Source organism: Cupriavidus sp. IK-TO18 (genome assembly GCF_015549295.1).
Classification (GTDB): Bacteria; Pseudomonadota; Gammaproteobacteria; order Burkholderiales; family Burkholderiaceae; genus Cupriavidus; species Cupriavidus oxalaticus_A.
This window is the reverse complement of record NZ_JADGMP010000015.1, coordinates 129,668-155,878: the sequence shown is the minus strand read 5'-3', so window position 1 is coordinate 155,878 and position 26,211 is coordinate 129,668. Positions and strand designations below refer to the sequence as shown.

At 67.3% G+C, this 26,211-nt stretch carries 23 protein-coding genes and 1 riboswitch; of the genes, 8 read left to right on the top strand and 15 right to left on the bottom strand.

Translation table 11 applies throughout. The features are described 5' to 3' along the window. Nucleotides 1–3 precede the first annotated feature (3 nt). From puuE to IPF36_RS13300, 3 genes are all read right to left on the bottom strand, one after another. Nucleotides 4–948: an allantoinase PuuE gene (gene puuE / locus IPF36_RS13310; RefSeq protein ID WP_195428154.1), complete on the bottom strand. Its 945-nt coding sequence runs from the start codon at nucleotides 946–948 to the stop codon at nucleotides 4–6. Nucleotides 949–1,058: 110 nt separating this feature from the next. Then, on the bottom strand, nucleotides 1,059–2,465 hold the full coding sequence (locus IPF36_RS13305; RefSeq protein ID WP_133094126.1) for a nucleobase:cation symporter-2 family protein: 1,407 nt from the start codon (nucleotides 2,463–2,465) through the stop codon (nucleotides 1,059–1,061). 194 nt (nucleotides 2,466–2,659) lie between these two features. After that, the gene (locus IPF36_RS13300; RefSeq protein WP_133094127.1) at nucleotides 2,660–3,427 is read right to left on the bottom strand and encodes a GntR family transcriptional regulator; all 768 of its coding nucleotides are present in this window, start codon (nucleotides 3,425–3,427) and stop codon (nucleotides 2,660–2,662) included. 310 nt (nucleotides 3,428–3,737) lie between these two features. On the opposite strand from IPF36_RS13300, the gene uraH reads away from it, so the two are divergent. Together uraH and IPF36_RS13290 are read left to right on the top strand one after the other, a co-directional pair. Next, nucleotides 3,738–4,091, top strand: coding sequence for a hydroxyisourate hydrolase (uraH, locus tag IPF36_RS13295; RefSeq protein ID WP_029044808.1), 354 nt, complete (start codon nucleotides 3,738–3,740; stop codon nucleotides 4,089–4,091). A 31-nt stretch (nucleotides 4,092–4,122) separates the two neighbouring features. Then, a complete protein-coding gene (locus IPF36_RS13290; RefSeq protein ID WP_135704863.1) occupies nucleotides 4,123–5,328 on the top strand; it encodes a urate hydroxylase PuuD in 1,206 nt (401 codons plus the stop codon). 270 nt (nucleotides 5,329–5,598) lie between these two features. Here IPF36_RS13290 and IPF36_RS13285 read toward each other — a convergent pair whose 3' ends face one another. The 7 genes from IPF36_RS13285 to xdhA all read right to left on the bottom strand — a co-directional run bounded on the left by IPF36_RS13285 (nucleotide 5,599) and on the right by xdhA (nucleotide 15,407). Further along, nucleotides 5,599–6,174: a TMEM165/GDT1 family protein gene (locus tag IPF36_RS13285; RefSeq protein ID WP_133094130.1), complete on the bottom strand. Its 576-nt coding sequence runs from the start codon at nucleotides 6,172–6,174 to the stop codon at nucleotides 5,599–5,601. A 64-nt stretch (nucleotides 6,175–6,238) separates the two neighbouring features. Continuing rightward, nucleotides 6,239–6,438, bottom strand: a riboswitch (yybP-ykoY riboswitch). A gap of 49 nt (nucleotides 6,439–6,487) precedes the next feature. Further along, nucleotides 6,488–7,648, bottom strand: a complete 1,161-nt coding sequence (locus IPF36_RS13280) for a fatty acid desaturase (protein WP_232353231.1) — start codon at nucleotides 7,646–7,648, stop codon at nucleotides 6,488–6,490. Nucleotides 7,649–7,883: 235 nt separating this feature from the next. Beyond that, on the bottom strand, nucleotides 7,884–9,203 hold the full coding sequence (gene guaD, locus IPF36_RS13275; protein WP_195428152.1) for a guanine deaminase: 1,320 nt from the start codon (nucleotides 9,201–9,203) through the stop codon (nucleotides 7,884–7,886). A 75-nt stretch (nucleotides 9,204–9,278) separates the two neighbouring features. Further along, entirely contained in the window at nucleotides 9,279–10,334 is a 1,056-nt protein-coding gene (locus IPF36_RS13270; RefSeq protein WP_135704865.1) for an adenosine deaminase, read from the bottom strand. Nucleotides 10,335–10,385: 51 nt separating this feature from the next. After that, nucleotides 10,386–11,375, bottom strand: coding sequence for a xanthine dehydrogenase accessory protein XdhC (gene xdhC, locus IPF36_RS13265; protein WP_135704866.1), 990 nt, complete (start codon nucleotides 11,373–11,375; stop codon nucleotides 10,386–10,388). Between the two features lie 155 nt (nucleotides 11,376–11,530). After that, complete coding sequence (gene xdhB / locus IPF36_RS13260) at nucleotides 11,531–13,885, bottom strand: xanthine dehydrogenase molybdopterin binding subunit (protein WP_135704867.1); 2,355 nt, start codon at nucleotides 13,883–13,885, stop codon at nucleotides 11,531–11,533. A 19-nt stretch (nucleotides 13,886–13,904) separates the two neighbouring features. After that, the gene (xdhA, locus tag IPF36_RS13255) at nucleotides 13,905–15,407 is read right to left on the bottom strand and encodes a xanthine dehydrogenase small subunit (protein ID WP_195428149.1); all 1,503 of its coding nucleotides are present in this window, start codon (nucleotides 15,405–15,407) and stop codon (nucleotides 13,905–13,907) included. A gap of 220 nt (nucleotides 15,408–15,627) precedes the next feature. Between xdhA and IPF36_RS13250 the strand changes: the two genes are divergently transcribed. Then, nucleotides 15,628–16,575, top strand: coding sequence for a LysR substrate-binding domain-containing protein (locus IPF36_RS13250; protein ID WP_063241445.1), 948 nt, complete (start codon nucleotides 15,628–15,630; stop codon nucleotides 16,573–16,575). Between the two features lie 20 nt (nucleotides 16,576–16,595). On the opposite strand, the gene IPF36_RS13245 is transcribed toward IPF36_RS13250, so the two are convergent. Beyond that, nucleotides 16,596–17,441 carry a substrate-binding domain-containing protein gene (locus tag IPF36_RS13245; protein ID WP_135704869.1) on the bottom strand — a complete coding sequence of 282 codons (846 nt, stop codon included), beginning with the start codon at nucleotides 17,439–17,441 and terminating at the stop codon, nucleotides 16,596–16,598. A 140-nt stretch (nucleotides 17,442–17,581) separates the two neighbouring features. Here IPF36_RS13245 and IPF36_RS13240 point away from each other — a divergent pair, with 140 nt between their 5' ends. From IPF36_RS13240 to IPF36_RS13220, 5 genes are all read left to right on the top strand, one after another. Further along, on the top strand, nucleotides 17,582–18,676 hold the full coding sequence (locus IPF36_RS13240) for a substrate-binding domain-containing protein (protein ID WP_195428147.1): 1,095 nt from the start codon (nucleotides 17,582–17,584) through the stop codon (nucleotides 18,674–18,676). Between the two features lie 125 nt (nucleotides 18,677–18,801). After that, the gene (locus IPF36_RS13235; RefSeq protein ID WP_133094138.1) at nucleotides 18,802–19,410 is read left to right on the top strand and encodes a DUF4126 domain-containing protein; all 609 of its coding nucleotides are present in this window, start codon (nucleotides 18,802–18,804) and stop codon (nucleotides 19,408–19,410) included. Nucleotides 19,411–19,535: 125 nt separating this feature from the next. Continuing rightward, nucleotides 19,536–22,157 carry an ABC transporter permease gene (locus IPF36_RS13230; protein WP_135704871.1) on the top strand — a complete coding sequence of 874 codons (2,622 nt, stop codon included), beginning with the start codon at nucleotides 19,536–19,538 and terminating at the stop codon, nucleotides 22,155–22,157. A 24-nt stretch (nucleotides 22,158–22,181) separates the two neighbouring features. Further along, a complete protein-coding gene (locus IPF36_RS13225; protein ID WP_133094140.1) occupies nucleotides 22,182–22,610 on the top strand; it encodes a group II truncated hemoglobin in 429 nt (142 codons plus the stop codon). A 42-nt stretch (nucleotides 22,611–22,652) separates the two neighbouring features. Then, entirely contained in the window at nucleotides 22,653–23,249 is a 597-nt protein-coding gene (locus IPF36_RS13220) for a DUF924 family protein (protein ID WP_133094141.1), read from the top strand. 24 nt (nucleotides 23,250–23,273) lie between these two features. On the opposite strand, the gene IPF36_RS13215 is transcribed toward IPF36_RS13220, so the two are convergent. From IPF36_RS13215 to IPF36_RS13200, 4 genes are all read right to left on the bottom strand, one after another. Beyond that, nucleotides 23,274–23,858 (bottom strand): TIGR00730 family Rossman fold protein, encoded by a 585-nt coding sequence (locus IPF36_RS13215; protein WP_195428146.1) that lies wholly within the window; start codon nucleotides 23,856–23,858, stop codon nucleotides 23,274–23,276. Then, on the bottom strand, nucleotides 23,855–24,556 hold the full coding sequence (locus IPF36_RS13210; RefSeq protein WP_133094143.1) for a TetR/AcrR family transcriptional regulator: 702 nt from the start codon (nucleotides 24,554–24,556) through the stop codon (nucleotides 23,855–23,857). Before IPF36_RS13210 ends, IPF36_RS13215 begins: the two co-directional genes overlap by 4 nt. Nucleotides 24,557–24,661: 105 nt before the next feature. Beyond that, nucleotides 24,662–25,144 (bottom strand): diacylglycerol kinase, encoded by a 483-nt coding sequence (locus IPF36_RS13205; RefSeq protein WP_195428144.1) that lies wholly within the window; start codon nucleotides 25,142–25,144, stop codon nucleotides 24,662–24,664. Beyond that, nucleotides 25,074–26,186, bottom strand: coding sequence for a glycosyltransferase family 1 protein (locus IPF36_RS13200; RefSeq protein ID WP_135704873.1), 1,113 nt, complete (start codon nucleotides 26,184–26,186; stop codon nucleotides 25,074–25,076). The genes IPF36_RS13205 and IPF36_RS13200 overlap by 71 nt, the downstream gene beginning before the upstream one ends. Nucleotides 26,187–26,211 lie beyond the last annotated feature (25 nt).

The window sequence follows — 26,211 nt, the reverse complement described above, 5'->3', positions numbered from 1 at the left end:
GGGTTACTTGGCGGGCGTGTAGGGGTGGGTCTCGGCCCAGTGGCGGGCGATGTCGACACGGCGGCAGATCCACACCTTGTCATGGCCCTGCATATAGTCGAGGAAGCGCTGCAGCGCGCGGAAGCGGCCGGGGCGGCCGAGCAGCCGGCAGTGCATGCCGATCGACAGCATCTTGGGGCTGTCCTGTCCTGCGGGATCGCCTTCCTCGTAGAGGACGTCGAACGAATCCTTCAGGTACTGGAAGAACTGCTCGCCGGTGTTGAAGCCCTGCGGCGTGGCAAAGCGCATGTCGTTCGAGTCCAGCGTGTACGGCACCACCAGGTGCGGCTTCCTCTCGCCGCCGGTGACTTCCACCTCGGTCCAGAAGGGCAGGTCGTCGCCGTAGTAGTCGGAGTCGTACAGCAAGCCGCCGTGCTCGACTACAAGCCGGCGCGTGTTGGGGCTGTCGCGGCCGGTGTACCAGCCCAGCGGTAGCTCGCCGGTCAGCTCCTTGATGATCTGCATGCCGATGCGCATGTGCTCGCGCTCGGTGGCCTCGTCGATGTTCTGGTAGTGGATCCAGCGCCAGCCGTGGCAGGCGATCTCGTGGCCCAGCTCGACGAAGGCGCGCGTCAGTTCGGCATGGCGCTGCAGCGCCATCGACACGCCGAAGATGGTCAGCGGCAGGCCCCGCTTCTCGAACTCGCGCAGGATGCGCCAGACGCCCGCGCGCGAGCCGTATTCATAGATGCCCTCCATGCTCATGTGGCGGTCGGGGTAGGCCGCGGCGCCGACGATCTCGGAGAGGAACTGCTCGGAGGCGGCGTCGCCGTGCAGCACGCAGTTCTCGCCGCCTTCTTCGTAGTTGAGCACGAACTGCACGGCGATGCGCGCGCCGCCCGGCCAGCGGGCGTGCGGCGGCCGGGCGCCGTAACCGATGAGATCGCGTGGATAGTTCTCTGTTGTCATGGTCGTTGCTTGCTTCAGGGGAACCGTCCGGGCCGCGGCGCCCGCAAGCGCCGTCGACTGTGCAATGAGCGTGCCAGTCACTGGCCCGGTGGCGTACTTCGATATAACCGCTACTCGGTGCCGTGCGAATTGGCGGCGGCGTTGCGCATCGCTTCCTCGCGCGACTGGATGCCGTTGTAGAACAGGTTCAGCGCCACGGCCACGATCGTGCCGAGCACGATGCCGCTATGGGTGAAGGGGCCGGTCCACTTGGGCAGGTACTGGAAGAACGTCGGTGCCAGCGTCGGGATCATGCCGAAGCCGATCGAGATGGCGACGATGAACAGGTTGTGGCGGTTGCGGTTGAAATCGCACGAGCCCAGGATGCGGATGCCGGTGGCGGCGACCATGCCGAACATCACGATGCCGGCGCCGCCCAGCACGAACTGCGGCACCGAGGCCACCACGTGGGCCATCTTGGGAAACAGGCCGAAGGCGATCAGGATGATGCCGCCGGCAGCCGCCACGTAGCGCGAGCGCACGCCGGTCACGGTGACCAGGCCCACGTTCTGCGAGAACGAGGTGTACGGGAAGGTGTTGAAGATGCCGCCGATCACGGTGCCCAGGCCATCGGCGCGCAGGCCGCGGGTCAGGTCGTCGTTGCTCAGCTTCTTGCCGGTGATGTCCGACAGCGCCAGGAACATGCCGGTCGATTCCACCAGCGTGATCAGCATGACGATGCACATCGACAGGATCGCGGTCACCTCGAAGGTCGGGATGCCGAAGTGCAGCGGCGTGATGACGGCGACAAAGCTGGCTTCATCCAGGCCTTCGAACGACACCTTGCCCATGCCCATCGCCACCAGCGTGCCGATGATGATGCCCAGCAGCACCGCGCAGTTGGCGACCAGGCCGCGGCCGTACTTGGTCAGCAGCAGGATGGTCACCAGCGTCAGCCCGGCGATGCCGAGGTTGGTCAGGTCGCCGTAGGCGAGGTTGGGCACTTCCTTGGCCACGCCGTCGATCACCGCGCGCGTGGTGGGCTGGCCGCCGGCCGCCCAGTTGATGCCGACGCGCATCAGCGACACGCCGATCAGCGTGATCACCGTGCCGGTCACCACCGGCGGGAATAATCCGAGCATGCGCCCCATCATCGGCGAAATCAGGATGCCGAAGATCCCGGAGGCGATCACCGCGCCGTAGATGCCGAGCAGGCCGACGTTGGGATCGGTGCCGATGGCGATCATCGGCGCCACCGAGGCAAAGGTCACGCCCATCATCACCGGCAGGCGGATGCCGAATTTCCAGAAGCCGATGGCCTGGATCAGCGTGGCCAGGCCCGCGGCGAAGAGGTCCGCGTTGATCAGGAAGGCCAGCTGGTCCTTGGGCAGCTTGAGCGCGCCGCCGACGATCAGCGGTACGGCAACCGTGCCGGCGTACATCACCAGAACGTGCTGCAAACCAAGCGCGAGCAGGCGCCCTGAAGGCAAACGCTCGTTGGTGAGGTCCGTCGGGACCGTGGTGCTTGCGGAATTCATTGGTGCGTCTCCTCTCCTTTGGTTTGACGGGAACGCCACGCCCGTGCCAGTTCTGTGCCGGCAATGCGTGTTGCCGGCCTTGCTATCGTTGTTGTCGGCCTGCCGCTGCTGCGCTCTCGTTTGCACTGCCTGGGCGCGGTGCGGACGGCGGGCGTTCGGCCTGCTTCTTGCGGGGGCGTGGCGGGAACACCGTGCTAGGTGGAGCGGCCTAGCACGCTGCGAAGATCGAAGCTGCCCGGCTCGTCCGGCTGCACGCGGTCGGCGCAGGCGCCGAGGTGGTGCGCCATGCGCGACTGGGCCAGCGCGGCATCGCCCTGTTCCAGTGCATCGAGGATTTCCTCGTGTTCGTCGAACGAGCAGGCGTTGTTGCCCGGGGCTTCCACGCTGGCGATCATCAGCGTGGTGCGCGACACCAGCCGGCGCATCATATTGACCAGCAGGGCGTTGCCCGACAGCTCCGCCAGCGCCGTGTGGAATTCGGCGGACAGGCGGATCCATTTGGGGCGGTCGTGCGTCAGGAAGGCCTGGCGCTCGCTGGCGACCATCTTGCGCAGCGGCGCGATCACGGCCTTCACGTCGGGCATGCCGGCGAGCTTTTCCAGCACCGCGCGCTCCAGCATCTGGCGCAGCTCGAACATGTCGTGCGCTTCGTCGGTGGAGGGGCTGGCGATAAAGGCGCCGCGGTTGGGCTCGAGGTCGACCATGCCGTCGGCGGCCAGGTGCGACAGCACCTTGCGCACGGTGTGGCGCGCGGTGGCATAGATCTCGCAAAGCGAATGCTCGGTGAGCTTGGTGCGCGGCGGCAGCCGGTGCTCCATGATCGCGTCGTAGATCTCGTGGTACATGCGCTCTTCGACCGAGCCCTTGCGCGCGGGCTTGTCCGGCCTGGTGGGCAGGGACCCGGCTGGGTCGGCATCGGAAACGCCGGTGACACCGGCAATCAGCTTCAGGCTCTTGGACATCTTGGCACCAGCGGTCATGCAATCAGGTCGGTCCGGACCCCCGTAATGCCCTGTATCAGGGTCCGGTGATCCGAAAATTGTTGACAATTATTTGGTTGGGACGGCAATATTGTCAACAAAACCAACTCAGGTTTTCGACAACTCAGGGTAATCCCGGAGTTGTCAACCGGGTCGGGCAGGCGCATTGTCGCCACGCACCAACCCAGCGCCGGGATGCGTTACCAGACGTACCGAGCGGGCACCATCCCACAAATGGTGCTAGTGAAGGCAGCGGCGCCCCTCACAACCCAATCGCAAAAGGACAAATACGATGGGACGCTTGACCACCCATGTTCTTGACACCGCTGCCGGCACGCCCGGACAAGGGATGTCGATTACTCTCCATAAAATTGTCGACAATCGCCGCGAAACCCTGAAGACCGTGGTCACCAACCACGACGGCCGCTGCGACCAGCCGCTGCTGGAAGGCGCCGACCTTGCCGCCGGCGTGTACGAACTGGAATTCGCCGCGGGCGACTATTTCCGCGCACAGGGCACGAAGCTGCCCGAGCCGGCTTTCCTGGACGTGGTGCCCCTGCGCTTCGGCATTGCCGACGTCAACGCGCACTACCACGTGCCGCTCCTGGTTTCGCCCTGGTCGTACTCGACCTACCGCGGCAGCTGACGCGGTGGCATAGGGAAACAGGAGACAAGACATGGAAGGCTATATCCTCGACTGGGCCAATATGCTGCTGCGGTGGGTGCACGTCATCACCGCCATTGCATGGATCGGCTCTTCGTTCTATTTCGTGTGGCTGGACAACAGCCTGACCAAGCCCACCGCGCCCGACCTGAAAGAAAAAGGCGTCGACGGCGAACTGTGGGCCGTGCACGGCGGCGGCTTCTACAACCCGCAGAAGTACCTGACCGCGCCCAAGCAGCTGCCGGAGAACCTGCACTGGTTCTACTGGGAGTCGTACTCGACCTGGATGAGCGGCTTCGCGCTGCTGGTGGTGCTGTACCTGTTCAACGCCAGCACGTTCCTGATCGACAAGAATGTGTTCGACATGTCGCCTGGCGCGGCGGTCGGCTTCGCGGTGTCGTACCTGCTGATCGGCTGGATCGTCTATGACAGCATCTGCCGCCTGTTCAACAAGAATGACCGACTGGTCGGCATCCTGGTGGCGATCTACATCGCGGCGGCCGCTTACGTCGCATGCCACGTCTTCTCGGGCCGCGCGGCGTTCCTGCTGACCGGCGCGATGATCGCGACGATCATGAGCGCGAACGTGCTGGCATGGATCATCCCGGGCCAGCGCAAGGTGGTGGCAGCACTGAAGGCCGGCCAGCCGGTGGACCCGATCCACGGCAAGCGTGGCAAGCAGCGCAGCGTGCACAACACCTACTTCACGCTGCCGGTGCTGTTCGCGATGCTGTCAAACCACTACAGCATGACCTACGCCCACAAGTACAACTGGGTGGTGCTGATCCTGATCATGCTGTCGGGCGTGCTGATCCGCCAGTTCTTCATCTTGAAGCACAAGGGCAAGATCAACGTGCTGTGGCCTGCTGCCGGCGTTGCCGCGCTGGGCGTTGTGGCCGTGATGATCGCGCCGCAGCCGCGCCCCGCCGTGGCCAAGGGTGGCGAGGCAGCCGCAGCGACCGTCAGCTTTGCCAAGGTGCAGGAAGTGATGAACGCACGCTGCGTGCAATGCCACGCCGAGCAGCCGAAGATGATGCCGACGGCGGCCAAGGGGATCAAGCTGGAGACGCCAGAAGACATCAAGGCCCACGCCCAGCTGATCTACCAGCAGGCCGTGCAGCAGAAGGCGATGCCGCTGGGCAACGTGACGCAGATTACCGACGACGAACGTGCGCTGCTGGGGCAGTGGTTCGAAGGCGGGGCGAAGACTACGAATTGATCGTGGTTTGAGTTGAAAAGCATTGGGGCTGGCTCTTGCCGAGCCGGCCCGCGAAATCCGAGCATCGGTGATCGACGGTCTGGAGGGCTGAGTTGTCGGCAGTCGTTAGTACCGGACCGGCGAGGGTTTGAACGGGGCCTTTGTGTCCCGTTTTTTTTGCTTTCGCCGCGATGTGATCATAGGGTTGGGGGTGTGCACTGCTGGTGCAGTTGGCGACATGCTATCGGCTGTTGATGCGTTGCTGTCACCAACAGCGACCCACCCCCGAAATCAACCTCCAATATTCATCAGCGCCAGCACGCCCAGCACCACGAAGATCGCGGCCGCAATCTTATGCACCAGCCCAATCGGCATCTTGTTGGCAAACTTGTCCCCCAGCAGAACAGCAGGCGCATTGGCGATCATCATGCCGAAGGTCGTGCCGGCGACCACGGCCACCACCGCATCGCTGAAGCGCGCCGCCAGGGCAACGGTGGCGATCTGCGTCTTGTCACCCATCTCGGCGAAGAAGAACGCAACGATGGTGGTAGCCAGGATGCCAAGCGCGCCCTTCACCGGCTTGGCCTGCTCGGCATCGTCGAGCTTGTCGGGAATCAGCATCCATGCGCCCATCGCGATAAAGCCCAGGCCCAGGATCCAGCGCAGCAGGTTTTCTCCGACCACATGCGTGATCCATCCGCCAAGCGCGCCGGCAAAGCCGTGGTTGACGAGCGTGGCAATCAGGATGCCAAGGATGATGGGGAGGGGCTTGCGATAGCGCGCGGCCAGGACCAGCGACAGCAGTTGCGTCTTGTCGCCCATTTCAGCAAGGGCGACGATGCCTGTGGAGACGAGGAAGGCTTCCATGTTGTTATGTGGGATAACCAGGCCGCAATGCATCGCGAGATGCCAATGACGCACACCTTTCCCGGCCCGGCCAGAAAGGTATGGTCATCGGTCTCGCCAGGCGTGGACGCTGCCTGGGCCAGTCTGGCCAGGCGGGGTCCGGAGCTGCGCACGCCATAACCGCAAGCGGTCAAGTCTGTTGACGTACGCCCCTGTCCCCCGGAATCCGCATTGCGCGGCGCGGTGAGAGCAGGGCGGCTACTCCCCAATGGAAGCGGCAATTATAACCGCGGCGGCGGTGGATCGTCCACCGCCGCCGCGGTCGGTATGGCGATCAGGCCGGCACCGGCGCGTTCTCGCTGGTCTGGCGGCCGCGGAAATCGGTCCAGCACAGCGCCTTGAAGTCATACAGCTTGCAGCGGCGCGCCGTGTCGAAATACCAGCGCCAGGAGAAGTTCTCGATGATGATGCGGCCCGGCAGCGCGTGCTCCAGCAGCGCCTGCGCGCGCTTGAGGCGATACAGCGGCACGCTCATGTCGACGTGGTGCGCGGTGTGCTCCATGATGTGATGCAGCGCGGAGCCGATACCATGGCGGAAGCGCAGGTGCACTGTGGTCGAGACAAACGGCTGCGCTTTGGCCCACATGGCCTTGGTGTCGTACCAGGCCACGCTGGCATGGGTGTGGTGCACGTACAGCACGAAGCCCACGGTCACGTTCCACACCAGGAAAGGCAGCACGAAACCGGCGCCGACCAGCATCCAGGCCGACTGGCCCGTGGCAAAGGCCAGTGCCACCAGCGCGCCGATCCAGGCCACGCCGAAGGCCGCCACCAGCAGGCAATCGCGCACGAAGACCGGGCGGCGGGTGGCCATCTGGCGCTTGCTGGGGAAGAACAGCTTGCTCCACCAGATCTCTACCAGGTAGTACAGGCCCGGGCCGAAGCCGGTGCGGTAGATGCGCTCCAGCGCGCGCCGCCAGCGCGGCAGCGCGTTGAATTCTTCCAGCGAGTAGGGCGCCCAGACGAAGTCGAAGCCTTTCAGGTTGGTATAGCCGTGGTGGACCACGTTATGGCCGACTTCCCACAGGCTGTACGGCGTCAGCGACGGCAGGAAAGTCAGCCGGCCCAGCCATTTGTTCAGGCCGCGGCGCGGCGTCAGGCTCTGGTGGCAGGCATCGTGGCCGATGATGAACAGGCGCGCGATCACCAGCCCGGCCAGCACGCCCAGCCCCAGCTTGGCGGCCCAGTGCGAGGCTAGCACCACGCCGGCCAGCACGGCGGCGAACAGCAGGTAGTCGAAGGCGAACAGCGCCAGCGCGCGCGGCGTGCTGCGCTCCCCCAGCGGGATCAGCCAGCCGCGGATGACCTTGCGCGACGGGAACGGCGCGTCCGGGGCGATCGGCTCCGGCAGCGGCAGCCGGCCGGGCTTGGCGGACTGCCGGGCATGCGGGGCATGCTCGGGATGCGCTGAGGGCGTGGATGGGATTGCGGTCATGCGGAACCTTCTGGTTTTGCGGTCGGATGGCGTTGGCCAACGCAGCCAATGCTGCCAATGAGGCCGGCGCATGCCGGCCATGGCGAAACCGCAAGGTTAGAAGGCTTTGCCGGTGGGGATCTTGACGGGCGTCAATCCGGAAGGACGCGCTAAGCGGTAAAAGCGCGCCCGCCGCGAAGGGCGGGCGCCGTGGTGCCGGAATTGGGTACCGGACAGGAGTGCCGGATGTGACGGATCAGGCGGCGGCGCGCACCGGCTCGCCCATGATGTAGACGCTGTCGATCACGCGGTCGTCGCCCAGCATGGCAAAGGCGAACAGTTCTTCTTCCAGCGTCTCCGAGCGGTTGCTGCGGCGGGCGATCAGCGGCGTGGCCTTGGGATCGAGCACGACGAAGTCGGCCTCGCAGCCCTCGCTGAAGCTGCCGACGCGGCCGGTCCAGCCCAGCGCCTCGGCGGCGGCGCGCGTGGCCAGGTAGAACATGCGCAGCGCGGTCAGGTAGTAGCCGCCCATGCGCGCGACCTTGTGCGCGGCGTTCATGGTGCGGAACATCGAGAACGAGGTGCCGCCGCCGACGTCGGTGGCCAGCGTCACGTTCAGGCGGTTGGCGTCGGACTGGTGGAAGTCATAGAAACCGCTGCCCAGGAACAGGTTGGAGGTGGGGCAGTGCGCCACCGCGGCGCCGCTGTCGGCCAGCCGGCGGCGGTCGTCCTGGTCCAGGTAGATGGCGTGGCCGTACATCGCGCCGGGGCGCAGCAGGCCGTAGCGGTCGTAGACGTCCAGGTAGCTGCGCGCGTCCGGGAACAGCTCGGCTACCCATTTGACCTCGTCGCGGTTCTCGGCCACGTGGGTCTGGATAAAGGCGTCGGGGTAGGCGCGCGCCAGTTCGCCGCAGGCGGCCAGCTGTGCTTCGGTCGAGGTCGGCGCGAAGCGCGGCGTGATCGCGTACGACAGGCGGCCCTTGTTATGCCAGCGCGACAGCAGGTCGGCCGAATCCTGCGCGCCAGTCTCGGCCGTATCGCGCAGGAATTCGGGGCAGTTGCGGTCCATCATCACCTTGCCGGTGACCAGGCGCAGGTTGCGCGCCTCGCTCTCGGTGAAGAGCGCGTCGGCCGAGGCCTTGTGCACCGTGCTCCAGACCACCGCGCTGGTGGTGCCGTTGCGCAGCAGTTCTTCGGTGAAGAAACCGGCCACGCCGCGGGCGTAGTCGGGATCGGCGAAGCGGCGCTCTTCGGGGAAGGTGTAGGTGTCGAGCCAGTGCAGCAGGCCCGGCGACGGCGACGCGATCATGTCGGTCTGCGGGTAGTGCACGTGGGTGTCGATAAAGCCCGGCACGATCAGCTTGCCACGGTGGTCGACGATCTCGGCGCCGGCCGGGATGCGGTCTGCCAGCTTTGCATACTCGCCGGCGGCGGCAATGCGGCCGTCGGTGACGATCAGCACCCCGTCGTCCCAATACTGGTACGCATCCTCATGGAACTGCGGGTCGCGCAGGAAATGCAGCACGCGGCCGCGGATGGCACGGGTGGTGGACTCGGTCGTGGGGGTGGTCGTCATCGTTTGTCTCTTGTGGCCGGCCCGCGCGTGCCGACGTTACGTCACGCGGCGGGCCGGTCTATTGGCATGCGCCGGTCAGGCCGCAGGGGCCGTCGCGGGCGGGGACTTGGGCGTGGCCGACCAGAAGTGGTCGACTTCGGCCAGGAACTCGGCCTTCTGCACCTCGGGCAGGAAGGCCGCTTCAAAGCTGTTGCGCGCCAGCTTGTGCGCGTCGGCGGCATCCAGCGGCAGCGCGTCGAAGGTGGCTTCCCAGTTGGCGTTCATGTAGCCGCCAAAGTAGGCCGGATCGTCCGAATGGAGCGTGATGGCCACGCCCGCATCCAGCATGCGCTTGAGCGGATGGTCGCTCAGGTCGGGGTAGACCTTGAGTTTGACGTTGGACAGCGGGCATACCGTCAGCGCGACGCGCTCGCGCGCCAGGCGCTGGATCAGCGCGGCATCGTCGATGGCATGCACGCCGTGGTCGATGCGCTCGACCTTGAGGATGTCGAGCGCATCGGAGACGTATTGCGCCGGGCCTTCCTCGCCGGCGTGCGCGACCCGGTGCAGGCCCAGCTCTTTCGCTCGGGCGAACACGCGTTCGAACTTTTCCGGTGGGTTGCCTTTCTCGGAGGAATCCAGCCCCACGCCGACGAAGCGGTCCCGGTAGGGCAGCGCGGCTTCCAGCGTGGCAAAGGCGTCTTCCTCCGACAGGTGGCGCAGGAAGCACAGGATCAGGCTGCTGGAGAAGTCATATTCCGTACGCGCCTGGGCCAGGGCGTCGGCAATGCCGTCGATCACCACGCCGATCGGCACCCCGCGCGCGGTATGGGTCTGGGGGTCGAAGAAGATCTCGGCGTGGCGGACGTTGTCGGCGACGGCGCGCTTGACGTAGTCCATGGTCATGTCGAAGAAATCTTCCTCGGTCAGCAGGACGCTGGCGCCGGCGTAGTAGATGTCGAGGAACGACTGCAGGTCGGTAAAGGCGTAGGCGGCGCGCAGCGCCTCCACGCTGGGGTAGGGCAGCGCCACCTGGTTGCGCTGGGCCAGCCGGAAGATCAGTTCCGGCTCGAGCGTGCCTTCGATATGCACATGCAGTTCGGCCTTGGGGGTACGGCGGATTTTGTCCGCCAGTGCGGCATCGATGGTCATGGGGGCCTCGTGTTCTCTATGCCCGCCAGCCAGGGCCGGCGGCACGGGTTCTCAGGGATGCACCGCCTCCGCCAGGCCCGCACGCAGCGCGGCTAGGCGCTGTTCGCGAACCTGGAGCAGCTGGGCGACGATAGCAACCGCAATCATAGCCGGAGCTTTGTCGGTAATCCCGGGAACCCCCATGGGGCATGTCATTTCCGCAAACCTGGCCGGGTCGATGCCATGCTCGGCCATGCGGTGTTCAAAGCGGGCGCGCTTGGTCTTGGAACCGATCAGGCCGAAGTAGGCGAAATCGGTGCGCTTCAGGATTTCTTCGCACAGGGTCTGGTCGAGCGCGTGGCTGTGCGTCATCACCAGGAAATAGCTGCCCGCCGGCGCCTGCGTCACCACGGCCTCGGGTGTGTCGCTGGCCTCGGCCTCGACGTTGTCGGGCAGGCCGCCGGGGAACAGCGTGTCGCGCTCGTCCACCCAGTGCACGCGGCACGGCAGCGTCGCCAGCACCTTGACCAGCGCGTGGCCGACGTGGCCGGCGCCGAACAGCACCACGTGCATGGCGTCGGGCACCACCGTGTCGGTCCAGCTGCCGTCCGGCCGCAGGTCGACGGCGGGGAGGACGGCGCGGCTGTCGGCAAAGGTCACCGCGCCGCTGGCCGGCACGTGGCGCTGCAGCGCGCGGTGCGCGGCGAAATTGCGTTCGACCGCATCGAGCCATGCCAGGTCGGCCTCGCCCAGCACCTCGAACGCCAGTTGCACCACGCCGCCGCAGCACTGGCCCAGCGCCGGGCCCAGCGGGATGCGCTCGATGCGGCGCTGCTCGTGCCGCACCAGCATCTCGCGCGCGATATCCATGCCGCGCCATTCCAGGTGGCCGCCGCCGATGGTCCCGACCAGGTCGTCCGGGCTGACCAGCATGCGGATGCCGGGCTCGCGCGGGGCCGAGCCCTTGACCTCGACGATGGTCACCATCGCCACCGGCACGCCGGTGCGCACCATGCGGGCGGCGTCGGCGAAGCGGAAGGGTTTGAGCGGTGCGTCCTGCATGTGGGGGCCTTATCGGAAAACTGGGTCTTGCCTGGGGCAGGGTGGGCGCGCGCCTGCTTCGTCCGCCGGCCCCGTGCCTGTCACGGCAGGCACGGGGGGAAAGTCCGGGGCACCCGCGGGCGCGCGCTTCCTTGCGATCGCTTCGTTGCCTGCGCTCAGGCCGCTTGCGCTGCCGCTTCGCGTACCGCTTCCACGGCGTCGAGGATCGCCTCGCTGGTGGCGGGCGCCTTCAGCGGCGGGTTGATGCGGTAGTCGCCCACCGCCGCAATCGCGTCGCGGATCGCGAAGAACACCGAGAACGGCAGCAGCAGCGGCGGCTCGCCCACCGCCTTGGAGCGGTGGATGCTGTCCTCGACGTTCTGGTTCTGGAACAGGCGCACGTTGAATTCCTCGGGGCAGTCGTTGACCGTCGGGATCTTGTACGTGGACGGGGCGTGCGTCATCAGCTTGCCGTCCTTGTTCCACCACAGTTCCTCGGTGGTCAGCCAGCCCATGCCCTGGATGAACGCGCCCTCGACCTGGCCGATATCCAGCGCCGGGTTCAGCGAGCGGCCGGCGTCGTGCAGCGCGTCGGCACGCAGCAGCTTCCATTCGCCGGTCAGCGTATCGACCAGTACCTCGGAGCAGGCGGCGCCGTAGGCGTAGTAGTAGAACGGGCGGCCCTGCAGCTTGCTCTGGTCCCAGTGCAGCTTGGGCGTGGTGTAGAAGCCGTCGGACCACAGCTGCACGCGCGCCACATAGGCCTCGCGCGCCAGTTCGCCGAACGATACACGCAGTTCGCCGGCACTTACGAGGTCGTCGTTGAAGCGCACTTCGGACGGCTCCACGCCGGCCTTGCGCGCGGCAAACGCGGCCAGGCGCTCGCGGATCTGGCGGGCGGCATCCTGTGCGGCCTTGCCGTTCAGGTCGGCGCCGGTCGATGCCGCGGTAGCCGAGGTGTTGGCCACCTTGCTGGTATCGGTGGCGGTCACGCGCACGCGTTCCATGCGGATGCCCAGCTCATGCGCCACCACCATCGCCACCTTGGTGTTCAGGCCCTGGCCCATTTCGGTGCCGCCGTGGTTCACCAGCACCGAGCCGTCGTTGTAGACGTGCACCAGAGCGCCGGCCTGGTTGAAGTGGGCCACGTTGAACGAGATGCCGAACTTCACCGGGGTGATGGCGATGCCCTTCTTCAGGATCGGGCTCTGCGCGTTGAAGGTGCGCGTGGCCTCGCGGCGGGCGCGGTATGCGCTGGTCGCGACCAGTTCGTCGATCAGCTCGTGGATGACGTTGTCTTCCACGGTCTGGCCGTACGGCGTGACGTTGTTCCCGGTCTTGCCGTAGAAGTTGGCGCGGCGCACTTCGAGCGAATCCTTGCCGACGTTGCGGGCCACGTTGTCCAGGATGTACTCGATCGCAAACGCGCCCTGCGGGCCGCCGAAGCCGCGGAAGGCGGTATTGCTCTGGGTATTGGTCTTGCCGCAGTAGCCGTCGATCTGCACGTTCGGCAGCCAGTAGGCGTTGTCGAAGTGGCAGATGGCGCGGGTCATCACCGGGCCCGACAGGTCGGCCGAGAAGCCGGCGCGCGACACCATCTGGACCTTGACGCCCTCGATATGGCCCTCGTCATCGTGGCCCACTTCGTAGTCGAACACGAAGTCATGGCGCTTGCCGGTGATCATCATGTCGTCGTCGCGGTCCGGACGCAGCTTGACCGGGCACATCAGCTTCCACGCGGCCAGCGCGGCGCAGCAGGCGAACAGCGCCGACTGCGATTCCTTGCCGCCGAAGCCGCCGCCCATGCGGCGGCACTCGACCAGCACCTGGTGCGCCTGCCAGCCCAGCATATGGCACACGGCGTGCTGCATCTCGGTCGGGTGCTGGGTCGAGCACCACACCTGCATGCCGTCGTTCTCGCGCGGCGCGGCGTAGGAAATCTGGCCTTCCAGGTAGAACTGTTCCTGCCCGCCGAGGTGGATCTTGCCACCGTCCTTGTGGGCAGCGCCGGCGATATGGCTGACCGCCTCGCCGCGCTTCAGGTGCATCGGCGGCAGCACATAGCTGCCGGCTTCGTGCGCGGCTTCCGGCGACAGCACCGGCGGCAGGTCTTCATACTCGATCACGCCCAGGCGGGCGGCGCGGCGGGCGGCGTCGTGCGAGGTCGCCACCACGATAAAGACCGGCTGGCCGATGAACTGCACCACGTCGCGCGCCAGGATCGGGTCGTCGTGGATGATCGGGCCGCAGTCGTTGGTGCCGGGGATGTCGTCCACCGTCAGCACGGACACCACGCCGGGAGCGGCGCGCACCTTGTCGAGCGAGATCGACTTGATGCGGGCGTGCGCGCGGCTGCTCATGCCGAGCGCGGCGTGCAGCGTGCCGGCCAGCTCGGGGATATCGTCCGTATAGGTGGCGGTGCCGGCCACGTGCAGGTGGGCGGATTCATGCGGACGCGAGATGCCGACCTGCGGCACTGCCTCGGCGGCAATGCCGGCGTCGAGCAGGAAGGGTTCGGTTTGCTTGTTCATGCCGATTTTCCTTTTTCTCTCAGGCCGTGACGATTGCGATGGTGCCGGCGCCGGGCGCACGGACATTGACGGCTGCCGCGGGCAGCGCTTCGCTGGTGGTTTCCAGCCAGAAGCGGTACAGCAGGTTGGCGGCGCCGCGGCTGCGGTACGACGCGGTCGCGCGCATGTCAGTCAGCGGGGCGTAGTCCTGCGACAGCGCGGCCATGCCGGCGCGGGCGGTGGTTTCGTTCCACGGCCGGCCGATGAGGGCCGCTTCCGTGGCGGCCGCGCGCTTGGGCGTGGCCGCCATGCCGCCGAAGGCGATGCGCGCCTCGCGGACGATGCCGTCCCGCACGGTGATGCCGAATGCGGCACACACGGCCGAGATATCCTCGTCAAAACGTTTGGACAGCTTGTAGGTGCGGAAGTGCTGCGGCCCCGCCACCGGCACGCGCAGCGCGGCGACGAATTCGCCCGGCTGCATGGCGGTCTTCTGGTAGGCCAGGTACAGGTCTTCCAGCGGCAGCGTGCGGCGGGTTTCGCCAAGCTGCAGCAACACTTCGGTCCCCAGCGCAATCAGCGCCGGCATCGAGTCGCCGATCGGCGAGCCGTTGGCGATATTGCCGCCCAGCGTGCCGGCATTGCGGATCGGCAGCGAAGCGAAGCGCTTCCACAGCTCTTCCAGTTCCGGGTGCGCGGCGTTCAGCGCGGTATAGGCCTTCTCCAGCGTGACGGCAGCGCCGATCTCGATCACGCCGTCGCGTTGCTCGATCCGGTTCAGGTCTTCCACCTGGCCCACGTAGAGCAGGTTGCCCAGCTCGCGGAACTGCTTGGTCACCCACAGGCCGACGTCGGTGCTGCCGGCGAGGATGCGGATATCGGGCTGCGCCGCCTTGATCGCGCCGAACTCGGCCGCGGTGCGCGGGGCAAAGAAGTCCTGGCCCTGCGCGCGGTAGCGGAAGGTCTCGCCGCGCTTCAGGTTGCGCAGCGTGTCGGCGATCTGCTTCGGGTCCAGCTTGCCGTCGGTCGGGGCGGGCAGGGCCATCATGCGCTCGCCGGCGTCGATGATCGGGCGGTAGCCGGTGCAGCGGCACAGGTTGCCGGTCAGCGCGTCGCAGATGGTCTGGCGCGAAGGCGCCTCGCCACCGGGGGTGTGCTGCTGGTACAGCGCCCACAGCGACATCACGAAGCCGGGGGTGCAGAAGCCGCACTGCGAGCCGTGGCACTCGACCATGGCTTCCTGCACCGGGTGCAGGGTGCCGTCGGCCTGGCGCAGGTCCTCGACCGTGATCAGGGCCTTGCCGTCGAGCGTGGGCAGGAACTGGATGCAGGCATTGACCGCCTTGAATTCGACGTCGCCGCCGTCCTGCAGTTCGCCAATGACGACGGTGCAGGCGCCGCAGTCGCCTTCGGCGCAGCCTTCCTTGGTGCCGGTGCAGCGGGCGTCTTCACGCAGGTACTGCAGCACGGTGCGGGTAATGGGGGCGTCGGATACTTCCTTGACCTGGCCGCGGTGGAAAAAGCGGATGGTTTGCGTCTCCATGGTCTTCTCTCTCTTGGGGATGGCGGAAACATAGCATCGCTACGTTTCATGCAATATTCGACCCAGGTGATATGCGCCATCAGCGGGCACGCCGGTCGGTGCCCGGCCGCACTGAGCGGTATGCGGATTTGACCGATTGTGGGGTGCTTGTCATACACTATGCGCCGTTCCCATCCCCCACGCCACCTATCCGGCCCCCGCCGGAGGGCTGCCCATCGCCATGCACGGACGCGACCATCTCGATACATATTTGCTGCGGGTGCTCCACACCCTGCTGACCGAGCAGAGCGTGACCCGCACCGCCGTGCGCCTGGGCCAGTCGCAGCCCGCCATCAGCAACACCCTGAAGCGCCTGCGCGAGATCACCGGCGACGCCATCCTGGTGCGGGGCAAGAACGGCATGGTGCCGACCGAGCGCGGCCGCGAACTGCTGGCGCTGGCCGAGCAAAGCCTCGCGGCGATGGACCGCATTGCCCGCCCGCCGCAGCAGTTCGACCCGGCCACCACTACGCGCACCTTCCACCTGGGGGCGCCGGACTACCTCGACGCCTTCTTCCTGCCCAATATCGTCGAACGCGTGCGCCGGCTGGCGCCGGGCGCCAAGCTGTTCGTGCATCCGATGACGTCGTCGTCGGACTTCCTCGACGACCTGGAACAGGGGCAGCTGGATATCGTGGTCGGCAACTGGCTGTCGCCGCCGGAACACCTGCATATCTCGCCACTGTTCGACGATGAGGTGGTGTGCATGCTGGGCGCGCAGCACCCGCTGGCGCGCAAGGGACTGACGCTCAAGCACTACCTGGAGATGCCGCACCTGGCCCCGGCGCCATATGCGTCGATGCAGCGCAGCATGATCGACCAGGCGCTCGCGGAGCAGGGCTACAAGCGCAATATCCAGGTGACGCTGCCGTACTTCGGGCTGGTGCCGTATGTGCTGATGAAGACTGACATGGTCTTCACCACCGGCCGCCAGTTCGCGGCGCACTATGCGCAATATCTGCCGATCCGCATGGTGCCGTCGCCGGTGTCGTTCCCGCGCATGCGCTTCTACCAGCTGTGGCACGAGCGCTGCCACGCGGCGCCGGACATCATGTGGATCCGGCGCATGATCGCGGAGGTGGCGGCGGACCTGCCGCAATTGCCGCGGCTGGAGGCGGAGGCGGGTTGATCCCCCTGCCCCCGGGCGATTTATTTCTGCGCGGTCTGCGCCTTGTAGTTCGGGAAGAACAGCTGTTCCCCTTCCACCTTGTAACTGGCGATCGCGTCCTGCCCTTCCTTCGACGTGACCCACTCCATCAGCTTCATCGCATCCCCATAGTTGGTGCCCGGGTGCCTGGCCGGATTGACCGCGATGATCCCGTACGGGTTGAACATCTTCGGGTCGCCCTCGATGGCGATGGCCAGGCCGGTCTTGGCGCGGTAGGCGCCGTAGGTGGCGCGGTCTGACAGCGTGTAGCCCGGCATCTGCGCGGCCATGGTCAGTACCTCGCCCATGCCCAGGCCGGCACTGACGTACCACAGCTTGCCCTTGGGCTCGATGCCGATTTCTTTCCAGTACTCCTTCTCCATCACGTCGGTGCCGGAGTTGTCGCCGCGCGAGATGAACTTGCTGCCGCTGCCCGACAGCTTGCGGAAGCCGGCGAGCACGTCCTTGCCGCCCTTCAGGCCGGCCGGGTCGTTGGCCGGGCCGACCACGATGAAGTCGTTGTACATCACGTCGCGCCGGTTGACGCCGTAGCCGGCGGCGACGAAGGCGTCTTCCATCTTGCGGGCGTGGACCAGCAGCACGTCGACGTCGCCCATCTCGCCCATTTTCATCGCCTTGCCGGAGCCGACGGCGATCACCTTGACGCTGACGCCGGACTTCTGCTCAAAGCGGGGCAGCAGGTACTTCAACAAGCCGGAGTTGTCGGTGCTGGTGGTGGTGGCGAGCTTCAGTTCGCCGGCGTGCGCGGCCGACATCAGGACCACGCAGGCGGCGGCGGTGGCGCGGCGCAGGTGGCGGAACGGGCTGGAGGTGTGGCGCGGCTGCATGGGGACCCATTGAGTTATGTTTTGATGGACATAATTGCCTTTCCCTACAGGACTCGGGGAGAATGCAGCGAAAGACAATAAGCAGGGGTGTTCATTGTGATCCAGCGGAATTTCAGATGTAAATATGAAGCGAGGAACATATGACGTTCCGCTTTGACCTGTTTCCGGTCATTGCGCCGGACGACAACCCGCGCGCCAACGACAAGGTGTTCCAGTTGCTCAAGGCTGTGCGCGAGACCGGCTCGCTGCACCGGGCCGCGCGCGAGATCGGCCTGTCCTACCGCCATGCCTGGGGGGTGATGCGCACATGGGAGGAAATGCTGGGCCGCTCCATGCTCGACATGGAGCGGGGCCGCGGCGCATCGCTGACGCGTTTTGGCGAGCGGCTGCTGCGCGCCGAGCTGCGCCTGCGCGAGTCGGTCGAACCGGTGGTGCAGAAGGCCATGGCGGATTTCATCGCCGAGCTCGACGATGCCCAGCAGCCGCAATCGTGCGTCCATTTCACCGGCAGCCATGACCCGGCCGTGGAAGTGCTGGCTGCGGCGCTCGGCCAGGCGGTCGCGCCGTTGCAGCTGGACACGGTGTTCTGCGGCAGCGTGGAAGGGCTGGTATGCCTGCAGGAGCGGCAGTCGGAGCTGGCGGGCTTCTACGTCTCGCCGGTGCAGACGGCGGGATCTGTGGCGCATGTGACCCTGCGCAAGTGGCTGCGGCCGGCCTCGGTGCGGCTGCTGCGCCTGGCGTGGCGCGAGCAGGGGCTGATCGTGGCGCCGGAGCTGGCGCGCGAGATCCGCGACCTGCGCGACCTGGTGCGCACCCAGGCGCGTTTCGTCAACCGCCAGCGCAGTTCGGGCACGCGCATGCTGTTCGACCAGTTGCTGGCGGCACAGGGCCTGTACCAGGACCAGGTCGCCGGCTATGACGAAACCGAGTTCAGCAACGAGAAGGTGGCTGAGGCGGTGCATGGCGGCCGCGCCCAGGTTGGCTTCGGGCTGCGCATGAACGCCGAAAGTCACGGCCTGGCCTTCGTGCCGCTGACGCGCGAGGCTTACTACCTGGCGCTGCGCAAGAACGACCAGACCGCCGGCTGGATGGCGGCGCTGCTGGCCTTGCTGGCCGATCCGGCGTTCGCAAAACGCATCGAGGCGCTGCCCGGCTACGCCATGGCCGAGCCGGCCGGGGTGCTGACGCCGCAGGAAGCGCTGCCCTGGTTCGGGCCGGACGGCGAGGGCACCTGAGCGGCGGGCCGGGCGGCAGGAGCGGATGATGGGCTGGATGGCGGGCGCGCTGCCCGCCCGCTCCGCTCGTATTACACTCCTTGCCAGGGCGTGCCCCGCGCACGCCCGGCCTTGCAAGGAGCAACATGCTGGAAACCGCCGCGCTGGCCGCGGGCATGTCCTGGGCCAGCGGTTTTCGCCTCTATCTCGCCGTGTTCGCCGCCGGCGTTCTGGCACGCCTGGGCTGGCTGGAACTGCCCCCCGGGCTGCAGCCGCTGGAATCCTGGTGGGTGATCGGCGTGGCCGCGGTGCTGGCCGTGGCCGAGTTCATCGCCGACAAGGTGCCGGGCTTCGACTCGGTCTGGGACGGCATCCATACCTTCGTGCGCATTCCGGCCGGCGCGATCCTGGCGGCCGCCGCGTTCGGCCAGCTCGACCCGCAGTGGGTGGTGGCTGCCGGCCTGATCGGCGGCACGCTGGCCGGCACCGCGCATGCGGCCAAGGCCGGCACGCGCGCGCTGATCAACGTTTCGCCGGAACCGTTTTCCAACTGGGCGGCCTCATTCACCGAGGACCTGACCGCGACCGGCAGCCTGATGCTGGCGTTCTTCCTGCCGGTAGTGTTCCTGGTGGTGCTGGTGCTGTTCCTGGTGGCCGCCATCTGGCTGCTGCCCAGGCTGTGGCGCGGCGTGCGCCGGCTGCATGCCACGCTGCGCGGCGGCAGCGCGCGGCCGGGGCGGCCGGGACCTCCGTAGCGCTTGCCGTTCCGTTGCCGTTCACGCCGGACCGTATCCCTGTTTCCTGGCTTTCCGACTGACCCGCGGCGCACCGGCGCCAAGCCATCACCGAACAATTCACCGAAGAATTCACCAAACAACCGATGCCCTCCGAGTCCGCCATCGACGCCCCGACCACCAATGCCAGTCCCGCCGCCGGGGCGGGCACCGCGCAAGCGGGCAGGTTTTCCGCCTGGCGCCAGGCGTTGCGCATGGCACGCCGCGACTGGCTCGCCGGCGAGCTCTACCTGCTGCTGTTCGCGCTGGTGCTCGCGGTGGCGGCGCTGTCCAGCGTCGGCTTCATGGCCGACCGCATGCGGCTGGGGCTGGAGCGCGATGCGCGGCAAATGATCGCGTCTGACGTGCTGCTGGTCTCGGACCAGCCTTTCGACGCCGCCTTCGCGCAGCGTGCCGGGCAGCAGGGGCTGGCGGTGGCGCAGACGGTGACCTTCCCGAGCATGGCCACGGCCAGCGGCAAGGCGCGCGCCGCCGGTGCCGACGCGCCCAGCCAGCTGGCCGCGCTCAAGGCGGTGACCGACGGCTATCCGCTGCGCGGCAGGCTCAGGGTGGCCAACGCGCCGGGCACGCCGGACGCGCCCGCCGAAGGGATTCCCGCGCCGGGCACGGTATGGGTCGACGAAGCGCTGCTGGGCGCGCTCGGATTGAACGTGGGCGACGCGCTTCAGCTTGGCAGCCGCACCTTCCGCATCGACCGCATCATCACGCAGGAGATGGACCGCGGCACGGGCTTCATGAACTTTGCGCCGCGCGTGCTGATGCCGTTGTCGGACCTGGAAGGCACCGGCCTGATCGGCTGGGGCAGCCGCGTGACCTACCGGCTGCTGGTGGCCGGCCCCGACGCCGCCGGTGCCGCTTACCAGAAATGGGCGCAGGCGGAGATCGACCGCCGCAAGCTGCGCAACACCCGCATCGAGTCGCTCGAATCCGGCCAGCCGCAGATGCGCGCCACGCTCGACCGGGCCGAGCGCTTCCTGTCGCTGGTGGCGGTGCTGTCGTCGATGATCGCGGCGGTGGCAATCGCCATGTCGGCGCGCCGCTACATGCAGCGCCATACCGATGCCTGCGCGGTCTACAAGTGCCTGGGGCTGTCGCGCGGACAGATCCTGCGCGCGTTCGGGCTGGAATTCCTGCTGATCGGCGCGGGCGGCGCGCTGGCCGGCGTGCTGATCGGCTACCTGGCGCACTACGGGCTGCTGCTGTCGCTGGGCGGGCTGCTCAAGGTGTCGCTGCCGCAGCCTTCGGCATTGCCGGCGCTGGTGGGTGTGCTGGCGGGACTGGTGCTGCTGGCGGGGTTTGCGCTGCCGCCGCTGCTGGCGCTGACGCGCGTGGCGCCGCTGCGGGTGCTGCGCCGCGATATCGGGCTGCCTCCGGTATCCGCGTGGGTCGCGTACGCGCTCGGCCTGGGTGCCTTCGTCGCGCTGCTGCTGGTGGCGGCGCGCGACCTGCGGCTCGGGCTGACCACCGCGGGCGGCTTCGTCGGCGCCGGCGTGGTGTTCGGCTTGCTGGCGCTGGGGCTGCTCACGCTGCTGTCGCGCCTGCTGCGCGGGCGCCTGCGTGGTGCCGCGTCGATGGGCTGGCGTTTTGCGCTGGCGGTGCTGGAGCGCCGCCGCGGCGTCACCGTGCTGCAGACCGTGGCGCTGGCAGTGGGGCTGATGGCGCTGCTGCTGCTCGGCATGACCCGCAACGACCTGGTCGATTCGTGGCGCAGCGCCACGCCGGCCGACGCGCCCAACCGCTTCATCATCAATATCCAGCCCGACCAGCGCGAACCGCTGCGCAAGATGCTGGCCGGCGCCGGCATCAACGACCTGCTTTATCCGATGGTGCGCGGGCGCCTGACCCATATCGGCGAGCGTGCGATCCAGGCCGGCAGCTTCGAGGAAGGCCGCGCGCGCAACCTGGTCGAGCGCGAATTCAACCTGTCCTATACCGATGTGCTGCCGGAGGGCAACCGCGTGATCGCCGGGCGGTGGTCCGATGGCAGCGCCGGCACCGACGCGGGTGCCTCGGTGGAGGAGGGCATCGCCAAGACGCTCGGGATCCACCTCGGCGACACGCTGCGCTTCGACGTGGCCGGCCAGGCGGTGCAGGCGCGCGTGACCTCGCTGCGCAAGCTCGACTGGGGCTCGATGCGGGTCAATTTCTTCGTGATCCTGCCGCCGTCGGCGATGCAGGGCATGCCCGAGACCTACATCACCTCGTTCCACCTGCCCGCTGCCAGCGCGGCGCTGGGCAACCGGCTGATCGCGGCCTTCCCGAACATCACGGTGGTCAACACCGACATGATCCTGCGCCAGATCCAGGACATCCTGGACCAGGTGATCGCGGCGGTGGAGTTCCTGTTTATCTTCACGCTGGCCGCCGGGGTCACGGTGCTGTACGCGGCGCTGTCCGGCGCGCGCGACGAGCGCATGCGCGACGCCGGCCTGCTCAAGGCGCTGGGGGCGTCGGCGGCGCTGGTGCGGCAGACCCAATACGCGGAATTCCTCGTGGTGGGCGGCCTGGCAGGATTCCTGGCCAGCCTGGGAGCGATCGCGGTGGGGTGGGGGCTGTCGCAGTTCGTTTTCGACTTCCCCTACCGCTTCAATGGGTGGATCGTGCCGGTCGGCGTGGTTTCTGGCATGCTGTGCGCTTTTGCCGGCGGCTGGCTGGGCCTGCGCGAAGTGCTGCGCCAGCCGGCGCTGGCGACCTTGCGTGACGCCTGAACGGCGCCGCGCCTCGAGTTTGTGATGAGTACTGAATCCAATCAACAATCCGGCAATGCCGACGGCGCCCCCGAGGTCACGGCTTTCGAGCTGGTCGGCGGCGAGGCGCGCGTGCGCGAGCTGGTCGACCGCTTCTATGACCTGATGGACCTGGAAACCCAGTTTGCCGGCTTGCGCGCGATCCATCCGCCGTCGCTAGACGGCTCGCGCGACAAGCTGTTCTGGTTCCTGTGCGGCTGGCTGGGCGGCCCCAACCACTTTATCGAGCGCTTCGGCCATCCGCGCCTGCGCGCGCGCCACATGCCGTTCGAGATCGGTATCAGCGAGCGCGACCAGTGGATGCGCTGCATGGCACTGGCGATGCAGGACATCGGCCTGTCCGAGGACCTGCAGCTGCGCCTGATGCAGGCGTTCTTCCAGACCGCCGACTGGATGCGCAACGTGGCGCGCTGAGGCGCCTTCCTTCCCCTGCTCACTGAGAAAGAATCTCCACCCATGTCCGTGCAACTGCCCGAAGGTGCCTGCCGCGTGCTCGATTTCTGGTTCGACCAGCCTGGTTCGGCGGCCTGGAATACCGAGCGCCGCGCATGGTTCACCAAGTCGGATGATTTCGACGACCGCATCCGCACGCACTTCCTGTCTGACTGGCAGGTCGCCAGCGAGGGCGCGCCGGACGACTGGTCGGTCACCCCCGAAGGCGCCTGTGCCCGCGTGGTGCTGCTGGACCAGTTCCCGCGCAACATGTTCCGCAACGATCCGCGCAGCTTCGGCACCGATGCGCAGGCGCTGGCGCTGGCCAGGCGCATCGTCGCGACCGGCATGGACCGCGAGCTGCCGACGGACTACCACCGCATGTTCTGCTACATGCCGTTCGAGCATTCGGAAGCGCTGGAAGACCAGGACGAGGCGGTGCGGCTGATGACGCAGCTGCGCGAGTCCAGTGGCGGTAAGGTGGATGTGGTGGAGTGGGCCGACAAGCACCGCGAGATCATCGTGCGCTTTGGCCGCTTCCCGCACCGCAATGCGGTGCTGGGCAGGCCGGGCACGGCGGAGGAACTGGCGTTCCTGCAGCGGCCGGGCTCGTCGTTCTAGGCGCGGCAGGAGCCGCGCCGGGCGTCAGGTCTTGTCGCGGGCCTGCTGCCACTTGTCCACGCGCACGCGCGGCGCGGCGGCCAGCTGGTCCAGCAGCGTGCCGGGAAGGTCCGCCACATGCAGCAGGTCGGCATGCACCTGCTTCAGGAATCCTTCCTGCACGGCATGGCCGAGGAAACCCAGCATGTCGTCGTAGAAACCACCGACGTTAAGCAGCCCCACCGGCTTGTCGTGGTAGCCCAGCTGCAGCCAGGTGAAGGTCTCGAACAGCTCTTCGAAGGTGCCCACGCCGCCGGGCATGGCGATGAAGGCATCGGCACGGTCGGCCATCATCTGCTTGCGCTCGTGCATGTTGCGCACCACGTGCAGCTCGGTCAGGCCGCGGTGGCCCACTTCCTTCTGCATCAGCGCTTCCGGGATGATGCCGATGACGGTGCCGCCGTGTTCCAGCACCGCGTCGGCCACGGTGCCCATCAGGCCGACCTTGCCGCCGCCGTAGACCAGCGCCAGGCCGCGCTCGGCCAGCGTGCGGCCGAGCAGGCGCGCGCCCTCGGCATATTCGGGGCGGTTGCCAGGGCTGGAGCCGCAATAGACGCAGACGGATTTCACTTCTTTTCCTTTGCCGCCTCGGCGGCTGCCTTGGACGCCGCGTAGTCGCGGGCCAGCTGGTCGAAGGCCTCGCGCGCGCGGCCGCGCAGGTAGGGCGCGAGGATCGAGAAGATGTGGTAGCTCGAGCCGTGCAGGTAGCCGCGGATCTGCTCGGCATCGTTGTACTGGCGCGGATGCTGCACGAACTGGAACGACAGCCAGTAGGTGGCAATCACCACCATGTTGGTGCAGATCGCCTCGACCTGCTCGGGCGTGGCTTCCATCTCGCCGTCTTCCAGGAACTGCCGGCAGATCTCGTGCGCGAAGCGCTGCTTCTGCTCGACGATGCGCTTGAAGTTGGTCTCCAGCATCCGGTTGCGCGCCAGCAGGTCGTTGATGTCGCGATACAGGAAGCGGTAGTTCCACAGGAACTCGGACATGTACTGCAGGTAGCCCCAGCTTTCGTCCAGGGTCGCCTTGTGGTCGTCCGGCATCTTCAGGCGGCGCTCCATCTCCTGCTCGAAGCGCACGAAGATGGAGTTGATGATGTCGTCCTTGTTGCGGAAGTGGTAATAGAGATTGCCGGGGCTGATCTCCATCGCTTCCGCGATCGTCGTGGTGGTGACGTTCGGTTCGCCGACTTCGTTGAACAGGCGCAGCGAGACGTCGAGGATGCGGTCCCTGGTGCGGCGGGGGCCGGTTTGCGGTTTCGGTTCCATGGGCGTCCGGGCGGTCGGTCGATCGGTCGATCGGTGAATCGTGGCAGGGTTGCGATTATAAGCAATCGGCCCGGGCCACCTCCCGTCTGGCGCCTTGCCCCGGATTCAGCCCGCCAGCGCCCGCACCCATTGCACCACGTGGGGCCCGGCAATGGCCAGCCAGGTGCCGCCGCACAGCACCAGCGCCAGCAGCACCGCGGCGCTGCCGAAATCCTTGGCGCGCTTGGACAGGCTGTGGCGTTCCAGCGAGATCCGGTCGATGGCCGCCTCGACGCTGGAGTTGAGCAGTTCCACGATCAGCACCACCAGCAGCGTGCCGAGCAGCAGGATGCGCTCGACCACCCCCACGGGCAGCAGGAAGGCGCATGGCGCCAGGATCGCCACCAGCGTCAGCTCCTGGCGGAACGCGCTTTCCTCCAGCACCGCGTAGCGCAGGCCGGACAGCGAGTTGATGGCGGCGTGCCAGGCGCGTGCCAGGCCGCGGTTGCCCTTGTGGGGGTTCTGCTCGATCGTGTAGTCAGCGGTCTGGGCTGCCGGCGGCCTCTGCAGGGGCGGGTCGGACGGCAGCTCCGGATGGGGTTTCGGCATGGCTTTGCGATGCGGGTTGGGCCGCCGCGCCGCCGGGCTTTCCGGCAGCGAACGGCCGCAAGTGGGCCAGGAACTGCTCGGAGGCGGCGCGCCATGAAAACCGTTCGGCATGGGCTCGGGCCGTGGCGCGGTCGATGCGCAGCGCTTCCAGGCAGGCTTCGCGCAGGTCTTCGTGCATCACGCCCGCGGGGCTGTCGCCCAGCACGTCGATCGGGCCGGTGACCGGGTACGCCGCCACCGGCAGGCCGCTGGCCAGCGCCTCCAGCAGCACCAGCCCGAAGGTGTCGGTGCGGCTGGGGAACACGAAGACATCAGCCGAAGCATACACCCGGGCCAGTTCCGGCTGGCTCAGCACGCCCAGGTAATTGGCGCCCGGATAGCGCGCGCGCAGCGCGGACAGCGCGGGGCCGTCGCCGACCACCCACTTGGAGCCGGGCAGGTCCAGCGCCAGGAAGGCCTCGACGTTCTTCTCCACCGCGACGCGGCCCACGTACAGGAAGATCGGGTGCGCCGTGTTGAGCACGTTGGCGCGCTGCGGCGTGAAGATGTCGAGGTCGACGCCGCGCGTCCACAGCACGCCGTGGTCGATGCCGTGCTGGTGCAGGTCGTCGAGCACCACCGGCGTCGGCGCCATCACCGCCTGCGCCGGGCCATGGAACCAGCGCAGGAAGCGGTAGGTCCAGGCCAGCGGAACGCCGAAGCGCGCCTGCACGTACTCCGGGAAGCGCGTGTGGTAGGCCGTGGTGAAGGGCAGGTGCCGGCGCAGCGCGTGGCGCCGCGCGGCCAGGCCGAGCGGCCCTTCGGTGGCGATATGCAGGGCATCGGGAGCGAATGCTTCGATGCGCCGCTGCACCCGCGCCGACGGCAACAGCGACAGCCGGATCTCGGGGTAGGTCGGGCACGGCACCGTGCGGAATTCCAGCGGCGTGATCATGTCGACCGTGTGGCCCAGTGCCTCCAGCTCGCGGCGCGTGGACTTGAGCGTGCGCACCACGCCGTTGACCTGCGGTTCCCAGGCATCGGTGACGATCAGGATCTTCATGCAGCCTCCTAGGGGGCGTTGGAAG

Bases quoted from the DNA above. Each gene is read 5' to 3' on its own strand.
- puuE (WP_195428154.1), bottom strand. From the start codon at position 948: ATGACAACAGAGAACTATCCACGCGATCTCATCGGTTACGGCGCCCGG.
- IPF36_RS13305 (WP_133094126.1), bottom strand. From the start codon at position 2,465: ATGAATTCCGCAAGCACCACGGTCCCGACGGACCTCACCAACGAGCGT.
- IPF36_RS13300 (WP_133094127.1), bottom strand. From the start codon at position 3,427: ATGTCCAAGAGCCTGAAGCTGATTGCCGGTGTCACCGGCGTTTCCGAT.
- uraH (WP_029044808.1), top strand. From the start codon at position 3,738: ATGGGACGCTTGACCACCCATGTTCTTGACACCGCTGCCGGCACGCCC.
- IPF36_RS13290 (WP_135704863.1), top strand. From the start codon at position 4,123: ATGGAAGGCTATATCCTCGACTGGGCCAATATGCTGCTGCGGTGGGTG.
- IPF36_RS13285 (WP_133094130.1), bottom strand. From the start codon at position 6,174: ATGGAAGCCTTCCTCGTCTCCACAGGCATCGTCGCCCTTGCTGAAATG.
- IPF36_RS13280 (WP_232353231.1), bottom strand. From the start codon at position 7,648: ATGACCGCAATCCCATCCACGCCCTCAGCGCATCCCGAGCATGCCCCG.
- guaD (WP_195428152.1), bottom strand. From the start codon at position 9,203: ATGACGACCACCCCCACGACCGAGTCCACCACCCGTGCCATCCGCGGC.
- IPF36_RS13270 (WP_135704865.1), bottom strand. From the start codon at position 10,334: ATGACCATCGATGCCGCACTGGCGGACAAAATCCGCCGTACCCCCAAG.
- xdhC (WP_135704866.1), bottom strand. From the start codon at position 11,375: ATGCAGGACGCACCGCTCAAACCCTTCCGCTTCGCCGACGCCGCCCGC.
- xdhB (WP_135704867.1), bottom strand. From the start codon at position 13,885: ATGAACAAGCAAACCGAACCCTTCCTGCTCGACGCCGGCATTGCCGCC.
- xdhA (WP_195428149.1), bottom strand. From the start codon at position 15,407: ATGGAGACGCAAACCATCCGCTTTTTCCACCGCGGCCAGGTCAAGGAA.
- IPF36_RS13250 (WP_063241445.1), top strand. From the start codon at position 15,628: ATGCACGGACGCGACCATCTCGATACATATTTGCTGCGGGTGCTCCAC.
- IPF36_RS13245 (WP_135704869.1), bottom strand. From the start codon at position 17,441: ATGCAGCCGCGCCACACCTCCAGCCCGTTCCGCCACCTGCGCCGCGCC.
- IPF36_RS13240 (WP_195428147.1), top strand. From the start codon at position 17,582: ATGACGTTCCGCTTTGACCTGTTTCCGGTCATTGCGCCGGACGACAAC.
- IPF36_RS13235 (WP_133094138.1), top strand. From the start codon at position 18,802: ATGCTGGAAACCGCCGCGCTGGCCGCGGGCATGTCCTGGGCCAGCGGT.
- IPF36_RS13230 (WP_135704871.1), top strand. From the start codon at position 19,536: ATGCCCTCCGAGTCCGCCATCGACGCCCCGACCACCAATGCCAGTCCC.
- IPF36_RS13225 (WP_133094140.1), top strand. From the start codon at position 22,182: ATGAGTACTGAATCCAATCAACAATCCGGCAATGCCGACGGCGCCCCC.
- IPF36_RS13220 (WP_133094141.1), top strand. From the start codon at position 22,653: ATGTCCGTGCAACTGCCCGAAGGTGCCTGCCGCGTGCTCGATTTCTGG.
- IPF36_RS13210 (WP_133094143.1), bottom strand. From the start codon at position 24,556: ATGGAACCGAAACCGCAAACCGGCCCCCGCCGCACCAGGGACCGCATC.
- IPF36_RS13205 (WP_195428144.1), bottom strand. From the start codon at position 25,144: ATGCCGAAACCCCATCCGGAGCTGCCGTCCGACCCGCCCCTGCAGAGG.
- IPF36_RS13200 (WP_135704873.1), bottom strand. From the start codon at position 26,186: ATGAAGATCCTGATCGTCACCGATGCCTGGGAACCGCAGGTCAACGGC.